The sequence below is a fragment of the Nonomuraea sp. ZG12 genome (assembly GCF_052068115.1).
Taxonomy (GTDB): Bacteria; Actinomycetota; Actinomycetes; order Streptosporangiales; family Streptosporangiaceae; genus Nonomuraea.
In genome coordinates, this window is sequence record NZ_JBQHCW010000004.1 from 48,580 (window position 1) to 68,641 (window position 20,062).

Consider the following 20,062-nt stretch of genomic DNA (forward strand, 5'->3'; position numbering starts at 1 on the left):
CTCTTATGTCATTTTCTATCTACACTTCGCCAGAATCAATCGTAGGATCGAATTCAGGTGGGCTGGAGGTGGAGGCGACGTGGAGGAGCAGGTCGGCACACAGGCATCGGCACGGATGCCCGCGATCTGGGGGAAGGTCCCGGGCCGCAACAAGCATTTCACCGGACGCGAGGAGCTGCTGTCGCAGTTACGCGACAGCATGCTGACCACCGCCACGGCCGCCGTCGTGCCCCTCCCCCAGGCGCTGCAGGGACTCGGCGGTGTGGGCAAGACCCAGCTCGCGATCGAGTACGCCTGGCAGTACCGCGGCTTCTACGACCTCGTCTGGTGGGTGCCCTCCGACCAGCCGATGCTCGTCCCGAGCACCCTCGCGGCGCTCACCGACGAGCTCAAGCTCCGCCCGGCGGGCAGCATCGGCATCGAGGAGGCGGCCGCCTCGGTCCGGGAGGCGTTGCAGCGGGGAGACCCGTACGACAAGTGGCTTCTGATCTTCGACAACGCGGACGAGCCGGAGCAGATCAGGGACTTCCTTCCCGAGGGCGGCCCCGGCCACATCCTGATCACCTCCAGGAACAGCCGCTGGAGCGGTGTGGCGGAGACCGTGCCGGTCGACGTCTTCTCCACCACGGAGAGCGTGGCCTTCCTGCGCAAGCGACTGCAGCGCAACGTCGACGAGAAGGAGGCCGAGCACCTCGCGCACGAGCTGGGGGATCTGCCCCTGGCGCTCGAGCAGGCGGCGGCCCTTCAGGTCATGACCGGCATGTCGACCGAGGACTACGTCGAGCAGCTGTCCAAACAGACACGGGCGCTGCTGGGCATGGGCAAGTCCACGGAATACCCCCACTCCATGACCGCGGCCTGGCAGCTCTCGGTGCTCGAGATCGAGAACCGCCTGCCCCAGGCCGCCGAGGTGCTGCGCTGTCTCGCCTTCTTCGGGCCGGACCCCATCCCCCGCGACGTCTTCCGCCGGGGCAACAAGAGCGAGGCCCAGCGCATGGGGCCGCTGCTGGCCGACCCCCTCATGCTCACCCAGGCGATCGCCGAGCTCAGCCGGTTCGCCCTGGTGAAGGTGGAGCAGGACGCCGGAACCGTCCAGGTGCACCGGCTGGTCCAGGCGCTGCTGCGCGACTCGCTCAGCGACCAGGCGCGCAAGGACATCAGGCACGAGGTGCACCAGCTCCTGTCGAGCGCCGCGCCCACCGACCCCGAGGACACCGGCCAATGGCAGGACTTCGAGGCGCTGGTCCCCCATGTGCGCCCGTCGGGCCTGGTGGAGTGCCGTGACGAGGAGGTGCAGGAGTTCGGCATCAACATCGTCCGCTACCTGTATCGCGTGGCCAGTTACACCTCGGCCAGAGCCTTCGCCCTGGAGTTCCTCGACAACTGGACGTCGACCTCCGGCCCGGACAGTCACAACGTCCTGCAGATGCGCAGGCACCTGGGCAACGTGCTCTGGCAGATGGGCGGATACAAGGAGTCGTACGAGCTCAACGAGGCGACGCTGGACCTCATGCAGGCCAAGTTCGGCCCGGACCACCACGAGACCCTGCGCGTCGCCCTCACCTACGCGGCCAACCTGCGGTCGCAGGGCAGGTTCCGCGAGGCCTTCAACCAGGACACCAGCTCCCTGGCGGCCCATGAGCGCGTGTTCGGGCACACCGACCCCGCGACCATGCGCGTGATCAACAACCTCGCGCTGGACCACGCCCTGCTCAGTGAGTACGACTCCGCGCGGGAGCTGCAGAAACTCGCCTACCTGGAGCAGAGCGGCGCGAAGGCGGGGGTCAGCAAGTGGGACGTGCAGATGTCCTGGAACGGGCTGGCCCGGATCGTGAGACTGTGCGGTCATCACGCGCAGGCCTGCGACTTCGGCGAAGAGGCCTACGCCTACGGCTGCCGGGAGTTGCAGGTGGAGCATCCCCTCACCCTGATGACGGCCAAGGACCTGTCCATCGCCCGCCGCCGGACGGGCGACATCGACGGCGCTCTGCAGCTCATCGAGGAGACCTACGCCCGGCTGTCCAAGCTCTTCGGCCCGCACTATCCGGAGACGATGGCCGCGATGGTCGCGCTGAGCAACACCCTGCGGCAGGTCGGGCGCCTGGACGAGGCGATGTCGCTGGCCACCAACGCGCTGCCGCGTTACCAGGAGGTCTTCGGCGACCGTCACCCGTTCGTCCACGGCTGCCTGATCAACCAGGCGCTGCTCTACCGCCTGCGGGGCGACGTCCAGCGGGCCAGGGAGCTGGATCAGCAGGCGTACGACGGCCTGGTCGCCACGGTCGGCCGCGACCATGAGTACACCTTCGACAGTGCCATCAACCTCGCGAGCGACCTGGCCGCGCTCGGCGACACGGCCGCCGCGCGCCGGATGAGCGAGGAGACCCTGGACCATGTGCGGCAGTTCTTCGGCGAGACGCACCCGCTGTCCCTGTCGGCGGCCGTCAACCTCTCCCTCGATCTGGGCGCGTGCGGCCTCACCGAGGCCGCGGACACGCTGTACGAGACCACCATGCTGCAGTACGCCAAGCAGCTCCCGGCGGATCATCCGGAGCGGATCCACGCCGCCGCGAGGAACCGCTTCGACTGGGACTTCGATCCGGTGACGCTATGACGTCCCGCCGTTGCGGGTGACCCAGGCCGCCCGGTGCGCGGCCTCCTCCTGCCCGGCGGCGTCCCTGGCGGCCCGCGGCACCGGCTCCGCCAGCCAGGCCGACAGGGTGCGCCGCATGGCGGTGACGAACCGCGTGCCCGGCGGCGTGAGCCGGCCGCTGTCCAGCAACGTCCCGGTGACGCCGAACGCGCACTCCCGCCAGCGGGCGAACTCGATGTGCGGGCGGAGGTCGGTCTCGAACGCACGCTGACGCCGCCAGAATCCGGACACCCCCAGGTACGCGTACGCGCCCTGGATCAGACCCGACAGCGGTCGCGGATCGTCGCGCCAGGGCGCGTAGTGCCGGCTCTCGTCCGGCTCCAGGAACTCCACGACGTCGAGGACGGCGCCGAGCTTGGCGTGCTGGACCTCGTGCGCGAACGTGGAGGCCAGCCACCGGCCGTCGGGCGGCGTGGACATGGCGATCGCGCCGAACCTGCCGCTCGCCGAAGCGCTGTTCATGCCCTGGGGCGGGCCCTGGATCGGCGTCAGCACGGAGATGATCGCGCCGGTCTCCCGGGCGATCGTCCAGTGCCGGTCCGTCAGCATCCGCCAGGCCGACTCCAGGCCCGCCTGCCAGCCCCGCAGCTCGGTCTCAGGCAGGCGCCCCTCGATCGCGGTCTCACTGGTCCACCGGTAGGGGTCCAGGTCGTCCACCAGAGGGGCGAACGCGCCGTCCCCGGAACGCACCCGGCGCAGCGGCTGCCAGCCGGGCTGCTCGCCGTCCGGCACGCGGATGCGCCTCCCTCCGGCCTCCACCGTCCCATCGGCATGCACGCGCAGGTCCACCAGCTCCGGGCCGGTCGCCCGGTCGGCGAGCACGATCCGGCCCAGGGACGGAAGCATGACCGTGCCTCCGGTCACCGGCGCCTCGGTCCAGCAGGCGACGCCCGCCCTGACGGCCGCGGCGGCCGCGATGGCGCCCAGCTGCGCCGGAGCCTGCGGATCGGCCTCGCCGCCGCCCAGGGCTTGCAGCGTGTGTCCCGCCCAGCCGCCCACCGCCGGATGCCCCAGCACGTCACGCACCACCTCGGGCCGGGCCTTCTCGATGCCCGCCAGCACGTCGTACGCGTGGTCGACCGCCTTGGCGTGGGGCAGGCCGTCATCGCTCGCCAGCCGCGCCACCCCGAGCACGAGCAGCCGGTACTTGCTGCGTTCGGCCGCCACGAGGTGGCGCGCGGCCTCGGCCCCGCCGCCTCCGGCCGCCAACCGAGCGAGCACGTCATCTGGTAACCGGTGCGGCCGTGGGTCCATGGAGTTCCTTTCAGCGCGACGACCGCCGGAGGTCGGCGACGAGACGGGAGCGGATGTGGTCGATCAGCTTGTACAGGTCGTGGCAGTAGACCGACGGATTGCGGAAGCCGGTGCCCGGCCGGTAACGGTGCGGATAGAGCCCGGCGCCGCAGACCCGGGCGAAGCGGCAGGAGGTGCAGGTGTCGCTCAGCGCCTGCCAGCCGAGTTGCCTGGCCACCATGCCGGGATCGCGCAGCGCCGCGTCGAAGGGGTGGTCGACGATGTTCAGGCCGGTGGCGGCGGCGCCGTGGCGGACCACCTTCAGCGAGTCGGTCTGCTCGATCGTGCCGTCGGTCTCGATCACGACCAGGCTGGACGGGGTCAGGCCGACCGCCTCGCTGGCCGACGCGCCGCCGAGCAGCAGGTTGATGATCTCCTGGAAGAGCCGGACCTCCGGCTCCTCGGCGGAGCCGTACCAGCGGTCGAAGACGGTGACCAGCCAATCGCCGTACGGGGTCCGCCCGGGGTCGGCCGTGCGGCCCGGCGGCGGCGATTCCCAGGTGCCGTGCGGGAGGAGGAAATCAATCATCGGCGGCTGGAATTGCGCGAGGGACTCATAAGTCTCGAGCGGGTCATTGGCCAGATCTATCGTGCACAACAGGCCGCTGTACAAATGCCGATAGTCCGGGCTCATCAGCCGGGCGAGGGCGTCGGCGACCGGGGCGAAACTGCTCCGGCCGTCCGCGAACCGCCGGTTACGGTCGTTACCGCGAGCGTTCCCGTCCAGGCTGACGCCCACCTTGACGTCGAGATCGGCGAAGGACCGCAGCGCCCGTTCGTCGAGCAGCACCCCGTTGGTCTGGACGGCCGCGTCCACCCGCACGTCGGGAGCGGCTTCGGCGCGGATGGCCGCCACGGTCTCGCGGAGGAAGGCGGGCCCGGCCAGCAGCGGCTCCCCGCCGTGCAGGATCAGCCGGACGGCGGAGATCCCATGGGCCACGGCGTGCTCGGCGATGCGCTTGGCCGCGGCCGAGACGATCTCGGGCGCCATGACCATGGGCTGTGACCGCCAGCTCTGATCGGCCAGCGTGTAGACGTAGCAGTAGTCACAGGCCAGATTGCACCGGCTGTGAACCTTGAGAAGGAACTGGTGGAAGGGGTGGGGACGCCAGTTGTTCGCGTACATTTCGGCCACGTCGAGAGTGGCGGGCCACTCTCGCTCTGGGTCTCCCGCCTGGAATGTCAATCTGGAACACCCCGCACCCACCCGGAAATCACGAGTGATTCATGATATTAGCCGAGACGTGTCGAAATGAGGAGGACTTGTCCGGGCATACATAAATACCAGCACATAATTGCTATTACTTGCTGTAAAGGCGGGAGTCTTGCGTTCAGGACCCGGCGTGGAAGCGGCGGTGCAGCTCGCGCACCTCCTCCGCCAGCTCCGGCGCGGGCCCTTCGACCACCGCGTCCGGCACCACTTCCCGGACGGCCAGTGTCCGGACGGGAGGCGGCTCGACACCCATGTCCGCCAGCCACTCCCCAAGTTGCCGCGACGACGCGGCGTACACGATCCGTCCCAGCCCGACCCAGCCGTGCGCGGCCGCGCACATGGGGCAGTGCTCGCCGGAGGTGTAGACGGTGGCCGCGGCGCGCTCGTCCACCGTCAGGTGGGCCGCCGCCCAGCGCGCCAGCTCGAACTCCGGGTGCCTGGTCCGGTCCCCGGTGGCGACGACGTGGTTGTGGTCCTCGGCCAGCACCTCGCCGTCCCCGGAGACCAGGACGGAGCCGAACGGCTCGTCGCCCGATTCGAGGGCTCGTGCGGCCAATTGGACACATTTGCGCAGGTGGCGCAGGTCTGACTCGTTCATAGGGACACCCTGCCACGCGAACGTCAGGGGTCGGTTCCCGTCCCGCCACGACATGCTCACCGGCGCTCGTGGTTCCGTAATTCGGTTGATCGGCCGTATTAGCCTTACAAGGATGCCTCCTGATACGCGCTCACTTCGTCGTCCCCTGCTCAGAACCAACTCATTGTGGCGGCTGCGGTCCTATCTCCGCCCGTACGTGGTCAGGCTGACGCTCATCTGGCTGGCCGCGATGACCGGCATCGGCGCCAGCATCGCGTTGCCCCTGGTGGGCGAGCAGGTCGTCGACGGCCCCGTGCGTGACGGGGACGGCGGCGCGCTGCTCCTGCTCGGCTCGATCGCCCTCGGGCTGGGCGTACTCGAAGCGCTGCTGATCTTCCTGCGCCGCTGGGCGCAGATCAAGCCCGTGCTCGGGCTGGAGACGGCGATCCGCGACGATGTCTACGCCCACCTGCAGCGGCTGCCGATGAGCTTCCACGGCGACTGGCAGTCCGGGCAGATGCTGTCGCGGATCACCACCGATCTGTCGACGATCCGCCGGTTCACCGGCTTCGGCATGCTCTTCCTGGTCATGAACGTCCTGCAGCTCATCGTGGTCACCGCGCTGCTGCTGAGCAAGCACTGGCCGCTCGGGCTGCTCGTGGCGGCCTCGGCGGTGCCGATCGTGATGCTGTCCATGCGGTTCGAGAAGCGCTACATCAAGATCTCCCGTCAGGTGCAGGACGAGCAGGGCGACCTCGGCACGTTCGTCGAGGAGTCGGCGATCGGCATCCGGACCATCAAGGCGTTCGGCCGCCGTCACCATGTGTACGAGAGCTTCGACGAGGCCGCGGTCAAGGTCTACGACACCTCCATGGACAAGGTGCGGCTGTCCGCCCGCTTCTTCACCTTCCTGGAGGTGATCCCCAACTTCACCCTCGCGCTGGTGCTGCTGGTGGGGGCGCTGGCGGTCGGGCAGGGACAGCTCACACTGGGCGCGCTGTTCGCGTTCACCACTCTGGTGCTCCAGCTCGTCTGGCCGATCGCCAGCCTCGGCTACATCCTGGCGATGGCGCAGGAGGCGATGACCTCCGCCGACCGGGTGATGGAGGTCATGGACATGGTGCCGTCCATCACCGGCGGCACCGGCCGGATCGAGCAGCCGCGCGGCCACCTGCGCTTCGAGGGGGTCGGGTTCCGCTTCCCCGACGCCGACCGGCCGGTGCTGCACGACGTCTGGCTGGAGGTCCGGCCGGGCGAGACGGTCGCCGTGGTGGGCGCCACCGGCTCCGGCAAGACGACGCTGACCGCCCTGGTCCCCCGGCTGATCGACCCCACGGCCGGCCGGGTCACGATCGACGGGCACGACGTGCGCGACCTCGCACTGCCGGAGCTGCGCTCGGTGGTGGCGACGGCGTTCGAGGAGCCGACGCTGTTCTCCATGAGCGTGCGCGAGAACCTCACGCTCGGCCGCCAGGACACCACCGAGGAGGAGCTGGCCGGCGCGATCCGCACCGCCCAGGCCATGTTCGTGTACGACCTGCCCTGGGGGCTCGACACCCGGATCGGCGAGCAGGGCCTGTCGCTGTCCGGCGGCCAGCGGCAGCGGCTGGCGCTGGCGCGGGCCGTCCTGAGCAAGCCGAAGATCCTGGTGCTCGACGACACGCTGTCGGCGCTCGACGTGGAGACCGAGGCCCTGGTGGAGAAGGCGCTGCGCGAGGTGCTACGGGAGGCCACCGGCATCGTGGTCGCGCACCGCGCCTCCACGGTGCTGCTGGCCGACAAGGTGGCGCTGCTGGCCGACGGCGCGATCACGCATGTGGGCCGGCACCAGGACCTGCTGAACGAGGTGCCCGCCTACCGCGCGCTGCTGGCGCAGGACGCCGACCTGGATCCCACGGAAGGAGCCCTGCGTTGACCACCCCGACGACGCCCCCCACCCCATCGACCGGCTCGTGGCGGGGGGTGGCCTCCGAGGACCAGGACGAGCTGTCGGACAAGGTCAGCGGGCTGCTGCGGGTGCGCTCCCGCAGGCTGCTCGGCGACCTGCTCACCCCGCACCGCAAGGCCATCGCCCTGCTCACCGCGATCATCATCGTCTCCAACGGGGCGGGCCTGGCAATCCCCTACCTCGTGAAGGTGGGGATCGACGCCGGCATCCCGCCGATGCTGCGCGGCACCGGGCCCGGCACGTTGCTGACCGTGGTGGGCGTCATCCTCGCGGCGGCGGTCACCCAGGCGCTCACCCGGCAGGTGTTCCTCACGATGTCGGGCCGGATCGGCCAGGACATCCTGCTGGAGCTGCGCAGGCGGGTGTTCGACCACTTCCAGCGGCTGTCGCTGAGCTTCCACGAGAAGTACACCTCCGGGCGCGTCATCTCCCGGCTCACCTCCGACATCGAGGCCATCGCCGAGCTGCTGCACTCCGGCTTCGACGGCCTGGTCACCGCGGTGCTGACGATGTTCGGCACGGCCGCGCTGCTGCTGGTGCTGGACTTCCATCTCGGGCTGGTGGCGCTGATCCCGCTGCCGCTGCTGCTGCTGTTCACCCGCTGGTTCAGGCGGCAGTCGGCGATCGTCTACCGGCGCACCAGGGAGACGGTGGCGCTGGTCATCGTGCACTTCGTGGAGTCGATGACCGGCATCCGCGCGGTGCAGGCCTTCCGCCGGGAGCCGCGCAACCAGGAGATCTTCCGGGAGGTCAACGACGACTACCGGGACGCCAACGTCCGGGCCATGAAGCTCATCGCGGTCTTCATGCCGGGCATCAAGCTGATCGGCAACGTCACGATCGCCGGCGTCCTGTTCTACGGCGGCTGGCTGGCCTTCCACGGCGAGGTCACGGTCGGCGTCCTGACCGCCTTCCTGCTCTACCTGCGCGGTTTCTACGAGCCCATGCAGGAGATCAGCCAGTTCTACAACACGCTGCAGTCCGCCAGCGCGGCGCTGGAGAAGCTGTCGGGCGTGCTGGAGGAGGAGCCGGGTGTGCCGGAGCCGCGCGAGCCCACCCCGCTGCCGGAACCGCGCGGCAAGGTGCGGTTCGAGGCGGTCAGGTTCGCCTACGTCGAGGAGATGCCGATCCTGCCGGGCCTGGACCTGACGATCCCGGCCGGGCAGAGCGTGGCGCTGGTCGGCTCCACGGGGGCGGGCAAGACGACGCTGGCCAAGCTCATCGCCCGCTTCTACGACCCGACGGCGGGGCGGGTGCTGCTGGACGACGTCGACCTGCGCACCCTGGACGAGCCGACGCTGCGCACCGCCGTGGTCATGGTGACGCAGGAGAACTTCCTGTTCAGCGGCACGGTCCTGGACAACATCAAGTTCGGCAGGCCGGACGCCACCGACCGGGAGGTGCGGGAGGCGGCCAGGGCGATCGGCGCGCACGAGTTCATCTCGGCGCTGCCCGACGGCTACCGGACGGAGGTGGGCAAGCGCGGCGGCCGCATGTCGGCGGGGCAGCGCCAGCTCGTCGCGTTCGCCAGGGCGTTCCTGGCCGACCCGGCGGTGCTGATCCTGGACGAGGCCACCTCCAGCCTCGACGTGCCGAGCGAACGGCTGGTCCAGCGGGCGCTGCGCACGATCCTGTCGGACCGTACCGCGCTGATCATCGCGCACCGGCTGTCGACCGTGGAGATCGCCGACCGGGTGCTGGTCATGGAGCGGGGCGAGATCGTCGAGGACGGGCCGCCCAGCGACCTGATCACCGCCTCGGGCCGCTTCGCCGACCTGCACCAGGCCTGGCAGGACAGCCTCAGCTGAGTCAGTGCGGGGGCGTGACGGCCGCCACCACCCGGTAGATCTCGTACCCCGCGGCCAGCAGCACCGGCAGCCCGAGGGCGAGCAGCAGGCGGGTGCGTGGCGGCCCCGTCACGGGCGCCCGCCTCGCCTGGGCGGGGACCAGGGGGATCCTCGCCTCGGGCGCCGGCTCGGGCGCGGGCACCAGCTCCGGGTGCCGGCTGAGGTAGCCGGGCGGCAACGACGTCGTGTGGACCGTTCCGCAGCACGGGCACAGGGTGTCCGCCCAGGGCGGCTGGACGGCGACGCCGTTGCTCAGCCAGACCTCCGCCTCGCGGCCGCGGGTGCCGCTCAGCCGCCTGATGGTGTAGCGCACCTCCCAGACGTGCCGACAGCACAGGCATGCGTACGGCCAGAGCTGATGCGTGTCGAGTTCCTCGCGCACAAGACCACCCCCCGATCAGGGACCGCCACCGCAACCGAGTGTGCGCGCGGGTCCACATCCCTACAAGGGCGGCCTTGTGCGACCATGAGTTACTAAAAGGTCACTATCAGTGTCAGGTTAGGAGCCAATGGTTCCGGGCGGGAACCGGGCTGAGCAGCGGGGTCTCGTCGGGGACGCGAGGCTCGGCCGGGATGAGCTCCGGATGGCGGGCGAGATAGCCGCTCGGGAACATGGCCGCCTGCTGACAACCGCAGCGCGGGCAGACCACGTTCGCCGAGGGTGGCGGAACGGGCACGCCGCCCCGCAGCCAGATCTCGGTCTCGGTGCCGTCACGGGCGTCGACGAGCCTGACGAGATAGTCCTCTTCCCAGACGTGCAGGCAGCCCCGGCACTCGAAGGGCAGGCTCCTGTGCTCCTGTCTCATGAGGTCACCTCCTCACCTCCGAGTCTCCGCCTCCCTTCCCCGGCTCCGCAACCCGGGTCAGCGGACGGCCAGCACGAACACGAGCGCGGCCGCGACCACGGCGAGCGTGCCGAGCCAGGCGAACAGCGCGTCCAGGCCGTTGTTCAGCGGCGTGCCCGCGTGCAGGGCGCGCTGCACGCGGCGGAAGCGCGCCCCCGTCCTGATCAGCAGGACCGCGCCGCACAGGGCGGCCAGCGCGAAACCGGCCACGGCCGGCAGCGGCAGGCCGGCGGCCGCCCCCAGCCCGGTGCCTCCCAGCCCGCCGGTGGCCAGCGCCACCGCGGTGCGCACCCAGGCCAGCCGGGTCCGCTCGCTCTGCAGCCCCTTGTCCCAGACCTCCTGCGACACCTCTAGGCCGCCAGCAGGATGAGCACCAGGGCCAGCACCGCCACGGCGGCGACGCCGTACCCGAAGACGGGCGCCAGCGCCGGCGGCGGGAGAGAGGTCTGGGCGCGCAGCGCGCGCTGGATGCTGCGCCAGCGCGGGTAGGCCATGCCCGCGGCCAGTGCCGAGAGCGTCACGAGCACGACGGCGAGCGCGGTGCGCAGCCAGGGGACGAACACGTCGGCGGGCACGGCCGCCACGGCCAGCCCACCCGCGCTGAGCGCCAGGGCGGTGCTCAGCCAGGTGAGGAACGTGCGTTCGTTGGCGAGGGTGAAACGCGGGTCGGGCTCCATGAGAGAAACGGTAATTCGCACCCATTCTCCCTAGAGATAGCGGGATTAGCCTGTGCAGGCCTCGGTGACCTTCTGCACATAGGCGGCCGTGTCGGCGCCGACCTTCTGGGCGGCGTCCACCGCGTCGTTGACGTTCTGCACGTTGATGCCGGACAGGGTGGCGGCCAGGTCGTCGGAGGCTTCCTTGATCGTGGTGTTGGCGGCCTGGTCGGCGACGTCGTTGAGCTTGGCCGCCGTGTCGTCGAGCGCCTTCTCCATGGCTTGCGGGTCGTTGGCCAGGCTGGTCAGCTGGGCGGTCAGGTCGGCGACGATCTTCGGTGCCTCCAGGCAGGCCTGAGCCTTGTCGATCGTGGAATTGACCTCTCCGCATCCGGTGACGAACACGAACGCGGAGATGGCGGCAAGGGACGCGAACCGTCTATGAAGGCGACGCATGCCCCGACCCTACCCAACGGCCACGCGCCGGGGGCGCTACAACCGCGTGGATGACGGGCGCGCCGAACCTACCCGGATGGGCGTTCTAGGATCGATGTCATGACTACGTGTGAGCATCTTGCCAAGTCGGCCGACCCTGAGGCGCGGACCCCGGAGGGTTGCGAGGAGTGCCTGGCGGCCGGCGGCCGGTGGGTGCACCTGCGGCGCTGCCTGGAGTGCGGTCACGTCGGGTGCTGCGACTCCTCGCCCGCCAAGCACGCGACCGCGCACTTCCGCGCCACCGGCCATCCCGTGGTGCAGTCGTTCGAGCCCAACGAAACCTGGCGGTGGTGTTTCGTCGACAGCACCATGGGGTGACGCGCGGGCTTCACCACTCGCGGCGGTCGCTCCGGTCGTCGTACTGCTGGTCGGGGCGGAGCCGCTCGCCGGTGGAGAACATCGGGTCGCCCACGTACGGGCGGCTCAGGTCGCCCTCCGGGCCCCGGTAGGGCTCGGCCTGCTGGCCCAGCGCCAGCAGCGGGTCCACCGGGTTGGGCGGGGTCCGGTTGTCCGCCGGGCCGTAGGGGTCCTGGCCGTAGGTGGGGCTCTGCCCGTAGGTGGCCTCCGGGCTGCCGTGGAAGGGGTCGTGACGCCGGCCCGCGCCCGGGATGCCGTGCATCGGGGTGCCGAGCCCGGGCGTCGCCGCCGCGCCCGCCGGCGGCGGGCTCTGCGGGGGCGGCTGCTGCCGGTAGTGCTGGTCCTGGCCGCCGTAGGGGTCGGGCTGCCTGGACGGGAACGGCTCCGGCTGGGGGGCGGCGTAGGTCTCGCCGGAGTGGAAGGGCTCGGCGGCCTGGGAGGGGAAACCGAGCGGGTCGGTCGTCAGAGGCGCCTGGCGCCGCTTGTCGTCCGGCATCTGGTAAACGGGCTGGCCCGCGCTCGCGTGCTGCTCCTCGACGTACTGAGGGCCGGTGAAGGGGACGGCGGGAGGCGGCGGCTGGACGTACTGCGGCCCGGAGAGCGGGTCGCTGTAGCCGCTGTCGGTGTACTGCGGCCCGGAGAAGGGCTCGGCGGGGCTCGGGTCGGCATACGGCTGGGGCGCGCCGTAGCGGTCGCCACCACCCTGGTCGGCGTACTGGGGGCCGGTGAAGGGCTGCCGCTGCGGGGTGGGCGTGCCGCGCGGCGGGGTCGTCTCGCTGTAGGAGGCCACCAGCTTGTCCTGGGGCGGCGGCGGGGTCCCCCTGGCCACCAGCACGTCGTTGGGCGCCAGCGCGGCCGTGGGCCGCTCGTCCTGCGGCGGCTGCACGGGATTGGGCGGGCGCTGATACTGGCCGGTGCCGGGGAACACCTCGGTGCCGGCCTCCTGGTCGGGCACGGCGGGCTGCTCTCCGGAGGCCTCGGCGAACCCCTCGTCGAGCGTGTCGAGCAACCGGCCGACATCGTTCATCGGCATGCGGAAGCTCGCGGTGCACATCTCTCCTCGCCACAGGCTGAGGACCAGGGTGCCCTCATGCCAGGTGACCCGGAGGCACCGCTCCTGGCCTCGGGCATCGAAGAACACTTCGCCGAACGACGGCAACGGGACAACTTCCGACATGGCAGACATTATTGCTTCAACCAGCCTTTATCCGTCCACTCAACCCCGGAAAACCCTACCTAACCGGACTTCCCCTCCCCACCGGTGACCCCTCAGGCCACATCAGCAAGACTGGTTGACCGGTTGGAGTTCCGATCGCCCAGTGTGCCACGCGAGGCGGCGAAGGTCCCGGGGAACGCCGGGATGCGTTTGGCCGATCACTCGGCGTTCGGCGCGGCCACCCCGGAATGCGGGTAGCGTTTACTGCCGTGCCGGACTCCCATCTCCCGACCGCTGACTCACTGCTCAGCATCGCCGTCGACGCCCTCGGAGGCAGCGAACGGCAGGGCCAGATCACGATGGTGAAGGCCGTGCAGCAGGCCATCGACGACGAGGAGCACCTCGCGGTCCAGGCCGGCACGGGCACCGGCAAGTCGCTCGCCTACCTGGTGCCGTCGGTCCGGCACGCCATGGACACCGACACCCCCGTCGTGGTGTCGACCGCCACGATCGCGCTGCAGCGCCAGCTCGTCGACCGCGACCTGCCCAGGCTGGCGGAGGCGCTCGCCAAGGAGCTGCCGCACGAGCCGACCTACGCCATCCTCAAGGGCCGCCGCAACTACCTGTGCCGCTACAAGGCGACCGCGGGCTGGCCCGAGGAGGACGAGCAGGACCAGCTCTTCGACCCGCGCGAGGTCAGCGCCACCGGCCGGATGGTCCAGCGCATCCAGGAATGGGCCGACGAGACCGAGACCGGCGACCGCGACGAGCTGGTGCCCGGCGTCAGCGAGCAGGCCTGGCGGCAGTTCTCGGTCAGCGCCCAGGAGTGCCTGGGCGCGAGCCGCTGCCCCAGCGGCGCCGAGTGCTTCGCCGAGCTGGCCAGGGCGCGGGCCGGCGAGGTCGACGTGGTCGTCACCAACCACGCGCTGCTCGCCATCGACGCCATGGGCGACCTGCCCGTCCTGCCCGAGCACGACGTCGTGGTGGTCGACGAGGCGCACGAGCTCGTCGACCGGGTGACCTCGGTGGTGACCGGCGAGCTGTCGGAGACCTCCGTCTCGCTGGCCGTGCGCCGCGTCGGCCGCCTGATCGACCAGCCGGTCGCCGACCAGCTCCAGGAGGCGGGCGAGGACCTCAAGGCGCTGTTGTCCGCCGCCCCGCCCGGCCGCGTGGACGAGTTGCCGGAGGTGCTCGGCCTGACCCTCGCGCTGGTGCGCGACAGCGCCGCCCGTTGCCTGACCGCGCTCGGGCCCCGCGGCGGCGACAAGGACGATCCCGACAAGGCGGGCCAGCGCAAGGCGGCGTTCACCGCCCTGGACGAGGTGCACGACACCGCGGTGCGCATGCTGGAGGCCTACGGGCACGCCTCCGAGACCGACAGGTCCGAGGTCGTCTGGCTCGACGGTGCCACCGACCGGCGCCCGCCCATGCTGCGCGTCGCGCCGCTCAACGTGGGCGGCATGCTGCGCGACAAGCTCTTCGGCGACCGCACCGTGGTCCTCACCTCGGCCACGCTGGCTCTCGGCGGCACGTTCGACGGCATGGCACGCCAGTGGGGCCTCGGCGACAAGGGCTGGCAGGGCATGGACGTCGGCTCTCCCTTCGACCACCCCCGCGCCGGCATCCTCTACGTCGCCAAGCACCTCCCCCAGCCCGGCCGGGACGGCCTCCCGCAGGCCTACCTCGACGAGATCACCGAGCTGATCGAGGCCGCCGGCGGGCGCACCCTGGGCCTGTTCTCCTCCATGCGAGCCGCCAAGGCCGCCACCGAGGCGCTGCGCGACCGCCTCAAGGTCCCGCTGCTCTGCCAGGGCGACGACTCCACCATGCTGCTGGTCAAGCAGTTCGCCGAGGACGAGGAGACCTGCCTGTTCGGCACCCTGTCCCTGTGGCAGGGCGTGGACGTCCCCGGGCCCTCGCTGCGCCTGGTCATCATCGACCGGGTGCCCTTCCCCCGGCCCGACGACCCGCTCACCTCGGCCAGGCAGCGGCACGTGGCGGCCAAGGGGGGCAACGGGTTCATGACCGTGGCCGCCACCCACGCCGCCCTGCTGCTCGCCCAGGGCACCGGACGCCTGCTGCGGTCCCAGCACGACAAGGGCGTCATCGCCGTCCTGGACCCCCGGCTGGCCACCGCCCGCTACAGCGGCTTCCTGCTGGGCTCCCTCCCCCCGTTCTGGCGCACCACCGACCCGGCCGTGGCCCGCGCCGCCCTGAAACGCCTGTCCACCGAATCCTGACCCCCGCCTGCCCCGTCCGCTTCAACGTCCCGTCCAGCGGACGGCCCACCATCGCCGTCCCGCACGCGACCGCCCGTCGCGCTCAGCGGGGTCCCGCTGTCGGCGTGCCGTTCTGGGTGGGGGTCATTTTTTACGGCGCGGCCGAGTGGGCGCCGACCGCCGTCCTCCTGCGGGGCGCACGGGAGGCGTTGCCCAAGGGTGGGGTGGCGGGCCGCCGTAACGGCGCTTGCTTTCCCGGCTGAGGGGTGACACGTGGGCCGGCTGACGGTGACACGGGTACCGGTCGAAGGGTGAGGGGTGTCGCGGGGACCGGTTGAGCCGACAGGGGCGCTCACCCGTGTGGGCGGTCGCCGCTCTGGTGCCGGATCCGGTCCCCTGTGGGCCGGTGGGGGTCAGGATTCCCAGTGGGAGAGTTCAGGACGTTTGGGGGTGAGGCCGTCGCCGGAGGAGATGCCGCGTAGGCGGCGGCTCATCCAGGGGACCAGGTGTTCGCGCATCCACTGGGCGTCCTCGCGGCGCCGGGCGCGGGGGTCGACGGCCCTGTCCGGCCACACCTTGTGCCAGTCGTCGAAGGGCACCCCCAGGACGTCGAGGACCCGGGCCGCCACCAGGCGGTGGCCGTCGGCGTTCATGTGCAGGCGGTCCTCGCTCCAGGCTCGCCAGTCGCGCAGCCCCTGCATCGACCACTGATCCACCAGCCGGCAGCCGTACAGGTCGGCGATGGACCGTACATGCAGGTAGAAGATGGCGAAGCGGCCGCGCAGGCGCCGCATCAGCGGCATGTCGCGCGGGTCGACGCCGGTGAAGAGCAGCACGTCCGCGCCGCTGGAGCGGAGCTCGCGGACGGCGGCGGTGAGCTGCTTCGCCATCACGTCGGGGTCGCTGCCCGGACGCAGCAGGTCGTTGCCGCCGGCGCAGAGGCTGACCAGGTCGGGAGCCATCTGGACGGCCAGCGGGACCTGCTCGGCGACGATCTGGTCGAGCAGCTTGCCGCGCACCGCGAGATTGGCGTAGCGGAACGACGAGTCGTCCAGCGCGAGCCGTTCCGCGACCCGGTCGGCCCAGCCGCGGTAGTGGCCGTCGGTGCCGGGGTCGTTGAGTCCCTCGGTGAAGCTGTCACCAAGGGCCACGAAGGAGCCGTAATGCCTCATGACCTGCTGTTCATCTCCGCTTTGTGGGTGCTGCGGCGTGGGCCACGACTGTAGTGGGAATCCCGCGCCGTCACCCGGCGACACGCGTCAAGTCTTGGCGTGTTCTCGCCGGACGGCCGGTGGCCGCCCGGCTCATCCCGCGATGGCCCGATAGGCGGCTTCGAGCAGCTCCTCCGCCGGGCCTTCGAGCCGGCCGACCTTGGCCAGGCCGTCCAGGACGACGAAGCGCTGCTTGGCGCCGCGGTTCTTCTTGTCCAGCCGCATGTGGTCGCGCAACTGCGGCCAGGCGGCGAGGGGGTAGGAGGTGGGCAGGCCGACCGAGGTGAGGATGGAGCGGGTGCGCTCGACGAGGTCGGCGCCGATCCGGCCGTCGAGCCTGGACAGCTCCGCGGCGTACACCATGCCGATGGCCACGGCTTCACCGTGGCGCATCCGATAGTTCTCGGCGCGCTCGATGGCGTGACCGAGGGTGTGGCCGTAGTTGAGGATCTCGCGCAGTCCCGCCTCGCGCAGGTCCGCGCCGACGACGTCGGCCTTGATCTGGATCTTGCGCTCAACGAGCTCCCGGGTGTGCCGTCCCTCCGGCGTGCGGGCGGCCTCGGGGTCCTCCTCGATGAGGGTGAGGATGGCCGGGTCGGCGATGAAGCCGCCCTTGATGACCTCGGCGAGCCCGGCGACGTAGTCGGCGCGCGGCATCCCGGACAGCGTCGCCAGGTCGCACAGCACTCCGGCGGGGGGCAGGAAGGTGCCGACGAGGTTCTTGCCCTCGGGGGTGTCGATGCCGTTCTTGCCGCCGACGGCCGCGTCGACCATGGCGAGCAGCGTGGTGGGGGCGAGCACGACCTGCACGCCGCGCAGCCAGGTGGCGGCGACGAACCCGGCCAGGTCGGTGGTCGCTCCCCCGCCGACGCCGACGACGGCGTCCGACCGGGTGACGCCGTGGCGGCCGAGCGCGGACCAGAGCTGCGCGGCCACCTCGACGGTCTTGGCCTGCTCGCCGTCGGGCACCGGCAGCGGCACCACGTCATGGCCGGCCTCGGACAGCACGGCGCAGACGGGGCCGGAGAGCTCCGGCAGGCTCTCCGGGTGGATCACGGCGACCGTGCGCACGCCCGGCTTGAGCAGGCCGGGCAGCTCGCCGAGCACGTCGGTGCCGACCACGACCTCGTAGGGGCTGTCGCCGCGCACGGCGATCCTGGTCGCGGTCATCTGCCCAGCCCCTTGATGATCTCGTCGGCGAGCTCTTCCGGCTCCCGCTTGTCGGTCGCGACCGTCAGGACGGCCAGCCGCTCGTAGATGGGCCGCCGCTGCTCCATCAGCTTCTTCAGCTGGCTGCGCGGGTTGAGCACGAGCAGCGGCCTGGCGGCGGCGAGGCCCACCCTGGCGACCGCGTCAGCCAGGCCCACCTGCAGGTAGACGACCGCGTGGCCGGCGAGCAGGGCCTGGGTCTCCTCGTTGAGCACGGCGCCGCCGCCGAGCGACAGGACGCCGTCGTGCTCGCGCAGCGCCTGCCGCACGGCCTCCAGCTCCAGCTCGCGGAAGCGGTCCTCGCCGTCCTCGATGAAGATGTCGCCCACGGGCTTGCCCGCGACGGCCTCCACGTCGGCGTCGGTGTCGCGGAAACGTACGCCGAGCCGCTCGGCGAGCAGGCGGCCGAGGGTGGTCTTGCCGGACCCGGGCGGGCCGATCAGCACGGCCGCGGGCGTTGTGACGGTCATTTGATCACCATGGATGAGAGGTAGCCGGACAGGTTGCGGGCGACTTCCTCGACGGAGTCGCCGCCGAACTTCTCCAGCGCGGCGTCGGCCAGCACCAGCGCGACCATCGCCTCGGCGACGACGCCCGCCGCCGGGACGGCGCACACGTCGGAGCGCTCGTGGTGGGCCTTGGCCGCCTCGCCGGTCTTGACGTCGATCGTGGCGAGCGCCCTGGGCACCGTCGAGATGGGCTTCATCGCGGCGCTGACCCGCAGGATCTCGCCGTTGGTCATGCCGCCTTCGACGCCGCCCGCGCGGTTGGTGATGCGCCGGACCCCGTCCTCGGTGGTGTACTCGATCTCGTCGTGGGCGCGGGAGCCGGGCCGGTGCGCGGTCTCGAAGCCGTCACCGAGCGCCACGCCCTTGATCGCCTGGATGCCCATCAGCGCGGCGGCGAGCCGGGAGTCGAGGCGGCGGTCCCAGTGGGTGTAGCTGCCCAGGCCGGGCGGCAGGCCGAAGGCGAGCACCTCGACGACCCCGCCGAGCGTGTCGCCGTCCTTGTGGGCCCGGTCGATCACCTCGATCATGGCGGCGCTGCCCTCGGGATCGGCGCACCGGACCGGGTCGGCGTCGATCCTGGCCAGGTCGCCGGGGCCGGGCAGCCCTTCGGCGGGGGTGCGGGCGCCGCCGATGGCGGTGACGTGGCTGACGATGTCGACGCCGAGCGCCTGCTTGAGGAAGCGCCTGGCGACCTCGCCGAGCGCGACCCGGGCGGCGGTCTCGCGGGCACTGGCCCGGTCGAGCACCTGTCGGGCGTCGTCGAAGCCGTACTTCTGCATCCCGGCGAGGTCGGCGTGGCCGGGCCGGGGGCGGGAGCGGGGCGCGTTACGCGCCAGCCCTTCGAGCTCCGCCGGGTCCACGGGGTCGGCCGCCATGACCTTCTCCCACTTGGGCCACTCGGTGTTGCCGACCCGGACGGCGACGGGGCTGCCCATGGTGCGGCCGTGCCGGACGCCGCCGGAGATCGTCACCTGGTCCTGCTCGAACTTCATGCGGGCGCCCCGGCCGTAGCCGAGGCGGCGGCGGCGCAGCGCCTCGTCGATGGCGGCCGTCGTCACCTGGACCCCGGCGGGCAGCCCTTCGAGGATGGCAACGAGCTCGGGGCCGTGGGACTCTCCAGCGGTCAACCAGCGCAACATGCCTACAAGTCTTCCATGTGTGGCCTAGTGGGATGTCCGGCCGTTCACCTGCCGAGACAGAGCGCGGTGAGCGCGCCGAGCAGCATGAAGGGCCCGAACGGGAACTGCGTCTGGCGCGTACCCCGCCCGGTGACCAGCAGCAGGACCGCGTAGAGGGCGCCGAGGAGCTGCCCGCCGAGCGCCGCCACGGTCCACGCCTGCCAGCTCAGCGCGGCGCACGCCAGGCCGATGAGCCCGGCCAGTTTGACGTCGCCCAGCCCCAGGTCAGTGGGCCTGACCAGCCACAGGAGGCCGTACAGCGCCGCCAGCGCCAGCCCGCCGAGCAGCGCTCTGGGCAGCTCGCCGGTGGGGACGAGGGTCAGCGCCACGATCGGGTACGACGGCAGCGTGATCACGTCGGGCAGCCGGGAGGTGCGCCAGTCGATCGCGGCCAGGGCCGTGCCCGCCAGCGCGGCGTACACGTACGGCAGGCCCGCCCGCCAGGCGACCAGCACGATGACGGCGGCGGTCACCAGCTCGTAGAGAGGCGGCCACGCCGGGACGGGCACCGTACGCACGACGCTCGTGAACGCGGCGCGAGCCTCGGCGCGCGTGTCGGCGGGGTCGGCCCCGAACGCGCCGGCCAGGGTCCTGACGTAGTGGCCGGCCAGGAGCCCGAGGAGCGCCAGCAGTGCGAGCACGGGGCAGACTTTACGTGCGGCGCGAACGTTGCGCCATGGCGGCGGTCCACGCGGC

General features: G+C 71.3%; 19 protein-coding genes. 5 read left to right on the plus strand and 14 right to left on the minus strand.

What is annotated here, in order from left to right:
* Positions 1-79: 79 nt before the first annotated feature.
* Positions 80-2,614: an FxSxx-COOH system tetratricopeptide repeat protein gene (gene fxsT, locus ACTMTF_RS14500; RefSeq protein WP_441111081.1), complete on the plus strand. Its 2,535-nt coding sequence runs from the start codon at positions 80-82 to the stop codon at positions 2,612-2,614.
* Here the strand turns inward: fxsT and ACTMTF_RS14505 are convergent.
* From ACTMTF_RS14505 to ACTMTF_RS14515, 3 genes are all read right to left on the minus strand, one after another.
* Positions 2,609-3,907 (minus strand): HEXXH motif domain-containing protein, encoded by a 1,299-nt coding sequence (locus ACTMTF_RS14505; RefSeq protein WP_441111082.1) that lies wholly within the window; start codon positions 3,905-3,907, stop codon positions 2,609-2,611. The genes fxsT and ACTMTF_RS14505 overlap by 6 nt on opposite strands.
* Before the next feature lie 10 nt (positions 3,908-3,917).
* A complete protein-coding gene (locus tag ACTMTF_RS14510) occupies positions 3,918-5,072 on the minus strand; it encodes an FxsB family cyclophane-forming radical SAM/SPASM peptide maturase (protein WP_441111459.1) in 1,155 nt (384 codons plus the stop codon).
* A 205-nt stretch (positions 5,073-5,277) separates the two neighbouring features.
* The gene (locus ACTMTF_RS14515) at positions 5,278-5,757 is read right to left on the minus strand and encodes a nucleoside deaminase (protein ID WP_397002364.1); all 480 of its coding nucleotides are present in this window, start codon (positions 5,755-5,757) and stop codon (positions 5,278-5,280) included.
* 112 nt (positions 5,758-5,869) lie between these two features.
* Here ACTMTF_RS14515 and ACTMTF_RS14520 point away from each other — a divergent pair, with 112 nt between their 5' ends.
* Together ACTMTF_RS14520 and ACTMTF_RS14525 are read left to right on the plus strand one after the other, a co-directional pair.
* Positions 5,870-7,651, plus strand: a complete 1,782-nt coding sequence (locus tag ACTMTF_RS14520; protein WP_441111083.1) for an ABC transporter ATP-binding protein — start codon at positions 5,870-5,872, stop codon at positions 7,649-7,651.
* A complete protein-coding gene (locus tag ACTMTF_RS14525) occupies positions 7,648-9,492 on the plus strand; it encodes an ABC transporter ATP-binding protein (protein WP_441111084.1) in 1,845 nt (614 codons plus the stop codon). The genes ACTMTF_RS14520 and ACTMTF_RS14525 overlap by 4 nt, the downstream gene beginning before the upstream one ends.
* A gap of 1 nt (position 9,493) precedes the next feature.
* On the opposite strand, the gene ACTMTF_RS14530 is transcribed toward ACTMTF_RS14525, so the two are convergent.
* The 5 genes from ACTMTF_RS14530 to ACTMTF_RS14550 all read right to left on the minus strand — a co-directional run bounded on the left by ACTMTF_RS14530 (position 9,494) and on the right by ACTMTF_RS14550 (position 11,488).
* Positions 9,494-9,913 carry a hypothetical protein gene (locus tag ACTMTF_RS14530; RefSeq protein WP_441111085.1) on the minus strand — a complete coding sequence of 140 codons (420 nt, stop codon included), beginning with the start codon at positions 9,911-9,913 and terminating at the stop codon, positions 9,494-9,496.
* 112 nt (positions 9,914-10,025) lie between these two features.
* On the minus strand, positions 10,026-10,337 hold the full coding sequence (locus ACTMTF_RS14535; protein WP_441111086.1) for a hypothetical protein: 312 nt from the start codon (positions 10,335-10,337) through the stop codon (positions 10,026-10,028).
* Between the two features lie 57 nt (positions 10,338-10,394).
* A complete protein-coding gene (locus ACTMTF_RS14540) occupies positions 10,395-10,724 on the minus strand; it encodes a DUF202 domain-containing protein (RefSeq protein WP_397002374.1) in 330 nt (109 codons plus the stop codon).
* 2 nt (positions 10,725-10,726) lie between these two features.
* Positions 10,727-11,053 (minus strand): YidH family protein, encoded by a 327-nt coding sequence (locus ACTMTF_RS14545; RefSeq protein WP_441111087.1) that lies wholly within the window; start codon positions 11,051-11,053, stop codon positions 10,727-10,729.
* Between the two features lie 45 nt (positions 11,054-11,098).
* Positions 11,099-11,488, minus strand: a complete 390-nt coding sequence (locus ACTMTF_RS14550) for a hypothetical protein (RefSeq protein ID WP_441111088.1) — start codon at positions 11,486-11,488, stop codon at positions 11,099-11,101.
* A gap of 99 nt (positions 11,489-11,587) precedes the next feature.
* Between ACTMTF_RS14550 and ACTMTF_RS14555 the strand changes: the two genes are divergently transcribed.
* A complete protein-coding gene (locus tag ACTMTF_RS14555; protein WP_441111089.1) occupies positions 11,588-11,845 on the plus strand; it encodes a ubiquitin carboxyl-terminal hydrolase 14 in 258 nt (85 codons plus the stop codon).
* A 10-nt stretch (positions 11,846-11,855) separates the two neighbouring features.
* Here ACTMTF_RS14555 and ACTMTF_RS14560 read toward each other — a convergent pair whose 3' ends face one another.
* On the minus strand, positions 11,856-13,061 hold the full coding sequence (locus ACTMTF_RS14560; protein ID WP_441111090.1) for a hypothetical protein: 1,206 nt from the start codon (positions 13,059-13,061) through the stop codon (positions 11,856-11,858).
* Between the two features lie 227 nt (positions 13,062-13,288).
* On the opposite strand from ACTMTF_RS14560, the gene ACTMTF_RS14565 reads away from it, so the two are divergent.
* A complete protein-coding gene (locus ACTMTF_RS14565) occupies positions 13,289-15,280 on the plus strand; it encodes an ATP-dependent DNA helicase (protein ID WP_397002384.1) in 1,992 nt (663 codons plus the stop codon).
* A gap of 392 nt (positions 15,281-15,672) precedes the next feature.
* Here the strand turns inward: ACTMTF_RS14565 and ACTMTF_RS14570 are convergent, their stop codons facing one another.
* The 5 genes from ACTMTF_RS14570 to ACTMTF_RS14590 form a co-directional block, all read right to left on the minus strand.
* The gene (locus ACTMTF_RS14570; protein ID WP_397002388.1) at positions 15,673-16,431 is read right to left on the minus strand and encodes an SGNH/GDSL hydrolase family protein; all 759 of its coding nucleotides are present in this window, start codon (positions 16,429-16,431) and stop codon (positions 15,673-15,675) included.
* Between the two features lie 132 nt (positions 16,432-16,563).
* Complete coding sequence (gene aroB / locus ACTMTF_RS14575; RefSeq protein WP_441111091.1) at positions 16,564-17,640, minus strand: 3-dehydroquinate synthase; 1,077 nt, start codon at positions 17,638-17,640, stop codon at positions 16,564-16,566.
* Positions 17,637-18,149: a shikimate kinase gene (locus tag ACTMTF_RS14580; RefSeq protein ID WP_397002392.1), complete on the minus strand. Its 513-nt coding sequence runs from the start codon at positions 18,147-18,149 to the stop codon at positions 17,637-17,639. The genes aroB and ACTMTF_RS14580 overlap by 4 nt, the downstream gene beginning before the upstream one ends.
* Positions 18,146-19,327 (minus strand): chorismate synthase, encoded by a 1,182-nt coding sequence (aroC, locus tag ACTMTF_RS14585; RefSeq protein ID WP_397002394.1) that lies wholly within the window; start codon positions 19,325-19,327, stop codon positions 18,146-18,148. Before aroC ends, ACTMTF_RS14580 begins: the two co-directional genes overlap by 4 nt.
* Positions 19,328-19,371: 44 nt before the next feature.
* Positions 19,372-20,007, minus strand: coding sequence for a prepilin peptidase (locus ACTMTF_RS14590; RefSeq protein WP_441111092.1), 636 nt, complete (start codon positions 20,005-20,007; stop codon positions 19,372-19,374).
* Positions 20,008-20,062: the final 55 nt, after the last annotated feature.